The organism is Pseudomonas sp. HMWF006 (genome assembly GCF_003061205.1).
Taxonomy (GTDB): Bacteria; Pseudomonadota; Gammaproteobacteria; order Pseudomonadales; family Pseudomonadaceae; genus Aquipseudomonas; species Aquipseudomonas monsensis.
The window spans coordinates 1-3,455 of record NZ_QAIU01000160.1 but is presented as its reverse complement, the minus strand read 5'-3'; the positions used below and the strand labels follow the sequence as shown (position 1 = coordinate 3,455).

The following is a 3,455-nucleotide window of genomic DNA, read 5'->3' as shown; positions in this document are numbered from 1 at the left end:
GTCCCACTTTTATCCAAAAAGAAGGACTGCTGCGCGGGCCAGCGGGAGCAAGCTCCCTCGCCACAATTCGATGGACAAGCCCGTATCAGAGTTGGTCTCGGGCAATCCCGCTACGAATGCGCAAAATATCCGCCAGCACCGCCAAGGCAATCTCCGCCGGGGTCTTGCTGCCCAGGTTCAAGCCGATCGGCGCATGAATCCGCGCCAATTCAACCTCCCCCAATCCGCCAATCCTGCGCAGGCGCTCGAAGCGCTTCTGTGAGGTCTGCTGCGAGCCCATGACGCCGATGTAAAACGCCTCGGTACGCACCGCCTCCATCATCGCCAGATCGTCGATACGCGGATCGTGAGTCAACGCCACCACTGCGGTATCGCGATGACAGCCGCCGTCGGCAATGAACACCGACGGCAACTGCCGACGAATCTCCACGCCATCCAGTATCACGCCGTCGAGCACTTCATCACGCGGATCACAGAGAATCACTTCGAAACCGAGACCCACCGCAAACTCGGCGCATGCCTGCGCAACACTGGAATAGCCGGCGAGCAACAAACGCTGCGCGGCGCCGACTCGAATGCGCACCCGATCAATCTCACGTTCGATGCGCGCCCCCTGTTCGCGATCTGCAAACAACGCGCGCGCACCGCTGGCCAGATCGACCTCACGAATCAAGCGGCGCTGACCGAGCAGCGCCGATTCGAGCTCACGCAGATGCGCCTGCACCTCGCAGTCGGCGTCAAATTTCTCTACCAGTACGTCGAGAATGCCGCCACAGGGCAGGCTGACCCGCGAGCGCGGATCATCGCCTTCGCCGTAGCGCACCACGTTGATCGCATCGAGAAACGCACCTTGCGCCACGCGCTCGAGAAAGTCTTCCTCGACGCAGCCACCGGACAGCGAGCCGATCCACTGCCCGTCGTCGTTCACTGCCAGCAACGAACCCGGAGCACGCGGTGCCGAACCATAGGTGGTCAACACGGTGCACAGCCAGATGCGCTGCCCCACCACCGACCACGCCAGCGCCCGGCGTAACACTTGTAGATCGAGATGCTGCATGTCAGTGCGCCTTGTGTTCGACGGCCGGGACTTGCGCTTGCAGCTTCTGCACGTCACTGACCGCCAGTTCAGCCGATTGACCGCCCCAGCCTTGACGCAGGTAGTTCAGCAGATCGGTCAGTTGCGCAGCACTGAGCTTGTCGGCAAACCCAGGCATGGGCTGCATATGCTCGAACCCGGCAAATTTCTGCTCGCCGATGCCGTCTTCGATCACCCGCACCAGGTTGCGCGGATCTTCCAGGCGCAGCGTGGTATTGCCGCGCATGGCCACGGCGATGTGCGGCTTGCCCTCACCCCCGGCAGCGTGACAACCGGCGCAGACGTTCAAATATTCCTGACGGCCGCGCTGCGCGCTCGGGCCGAGCTTGTCCATGGGTACTTCAACGAGCGCTGCGGCTGCAGGCGGCTTGTCGCCGAGCAGGAACGTCGCCATCGCTTTCAGATCCTGATCGTTCAGGCCCTGGGTGCTGTTGTGGAACACCGGGAACATCTCGTTGAACATCGTGCCCTGGGCGCTCATGCCGTGCTTGAGGAACGTGCTCAGGTCTTGCTGATTCCAGCCGCGCGCCGCCAGATCGGTGGCCAGCAGGCCAGGCGCCAGATAACCGTTGAGGACGCCGCCAGTCAGACGCTTGTCCATCTGCATCGCACCCGGCAAGCCGCGCGGGGTATGGCACTCGCCGCAGTGACCAAGCACCTCGACCATGTACTGGCCGCGCTTCCAGGCCTCGCTCTTGCCTTCGGCCGGCTCCAGCTTCAAGGCCTTGCCGTACAACATGTTCCAGCCCATCAGGCCCAGGCGCACGTTGAACGGAAAGCTCAGGCTGGTGACCGGCGCGGCGCGCTCGATCGGCTCGATGGTTTTCAGGTACGCGTGGATCGCGTCGGAATCTTCCCGCGGCATCAGGTGGTACGAGGTGTACGGCATCGCCGGGTACAGATTCGCCCCGTCGCGGCGCTTGCCTTCGGTCAGCGCAGCGAAGAACTCGTCATCGCTGTACAGGCCGATGCCGTGCTCCTTGCTCGGGGTAATGTTGGTGCCGTAGATCGTGCCGAACGGCGACACGATCGGTAGCCCGCCAGCAAACGGCGCGCCGCCCGGTGCGGTGTGGCACGCCATGCAGTCGGCCGCGCGGGCGAGGTATTCGCCGCGCTTGACCTGGTCGTCGGCGTGGGCAAACAGCACCGGCGCAGCCAGTCCGACCGCCAGGGTCAGACGGGTCAATAGATGCTTCATGCTCAACCCTCCTTGACCAGGCCGAGATCGGTCAGCACGTTGCGGGTCGCGTTGTAGTAACGCACGTACCCGGTGCAACGGCAGACGTGATGGCCGAGGCTGTCTTCGATGACCTGTTCCAGCTTGCTCTTGGCAATCGGTTGGCGCTGCAGCTTCTCCACCAGCACGGTCGCGGCGTTGACGAAGCCCGGCGCGCAGTAGCTGCACTGGAAGGCAAATTCGTCGACGAAGCGTTGCTGGATCGGGTTCAGCTCAGTGACCTGACCCTGCTCGTCACGCTTGGCGTGAGCTTCGATGGTGCGCACTTTCTTGCCTTCGAAGTAATGCGCACCGGTGATGCAGGTGCGTACTTCTTCGCTGGTGCCGTCCGGGTTATCGACAATCACCACGCAGGCGTGGCAGATGCCCTGGCCGCAGCCCAGGCGCGAACCGGTGAGGTTCTTGTATTCGTGCAGGTAGTCGATCATCGGCAGGTCATCAGGGATGTCCACCGGGCCGACGGATTGACCGTTGAGAGTCAGTTGAAGCGGACGGTTAGCCATTGAGGGCCTCCTTGATGCGCGCAGCAGTGATTGGCAGATCGCGAACACGTTTACCGATGGCGTGCGCCACGGCGTTACCGATGGCACCCACCACCGGGATCATCACCACCTCGGCGATGCCTTTGGACGGATCGCTTGGCGACAGCGGCGGCAGAATCTCCGCGGTCTGCTTCCACACCGCCACGTGGCGGGCCATCGGCAGGCGATAACGGTTGAAGTTCCAGTCACCCTCCCCCGGCCCGCCTTCATACAGCGGCATCTCTTCCATCAGCGCGTGACCGATGCCCATGGCGATGCCGCCTTCGAGCTGGCCCTTGACCAGTTCTTCGACCAGCACCCGACCGCACTCGACCCACGAATGGTGGTTGAGCACTTCGACTTCCGCCGAACCTTTGTTGACCTTCAGCTCCACCAGCGTGGCCACCGGGCTGTAGTAAGTCACCGCAGCGTTGTTCAACTGAACCACCGGGTAGTTGATGTTCTGGCGATCCAGCAGGTGGAAACCGGCGCTGTTCATCTGCGCTTTCTTCGCTTGCGGCGCACCATCGCCGTACTTCACCGCCAGACCATCGAGCGGCAGACGCTCGCGCACGCCGTCGATGCTGTACTCGGCCTCGGC

The 3,455-nt window shown here is 63.0% G+C and carries 4 protein-coding genes; all 4 read right to left on the bottom strand.

All coding sequences use genetic code 11. The annotated features are described in order from the left end of the window. Positions 1 to 85 precede the first annotated feature (85 nt). Entirely contained in the window at positions 86 to 1,057 is a 972-nt protein-coding gene (locus tag DBR24_RS06400) for an XdhC family protein (RefSeq protein WP_128614245.1), read from the bottom strand. Between the two features lies 1 nt (position 1,058). After that, entirely contained in the window at positions 1,059 to 2,294 is a 1,236-nt protein-coding gene (locus DBR24_RS06395) for a cytochrome c (protein ID WP_128614244.1), read from the bottom strand. A 2-nt stretch (positions 2,295 to 2,296) separates the two neighbouring features. Beyond that, positions 2,297 to 2,836 (bottom strand): (2Fe-2S)-binding protein, encoded by a 540-nt coding sequence (locus DBR24_RS06390; protein ID WP_025111196.1) that lies wholly within the window; start codon positions 2,834 to 2,836, stop codon positions 2,297 to 2,299. Next, positions 2,829 to 3,455 (bottom strand): molybdopterin cofactor-binding domain-containing protein (locus tag DBR24_RS06385; RefSeq protein ID WP_146188974.1); only part of this gene is annotated, 627 nt, incomplete at its 5' end. The genes DBR24_RS06385 and DBR24_RS06390, both read right to left, overlap by 8 nt.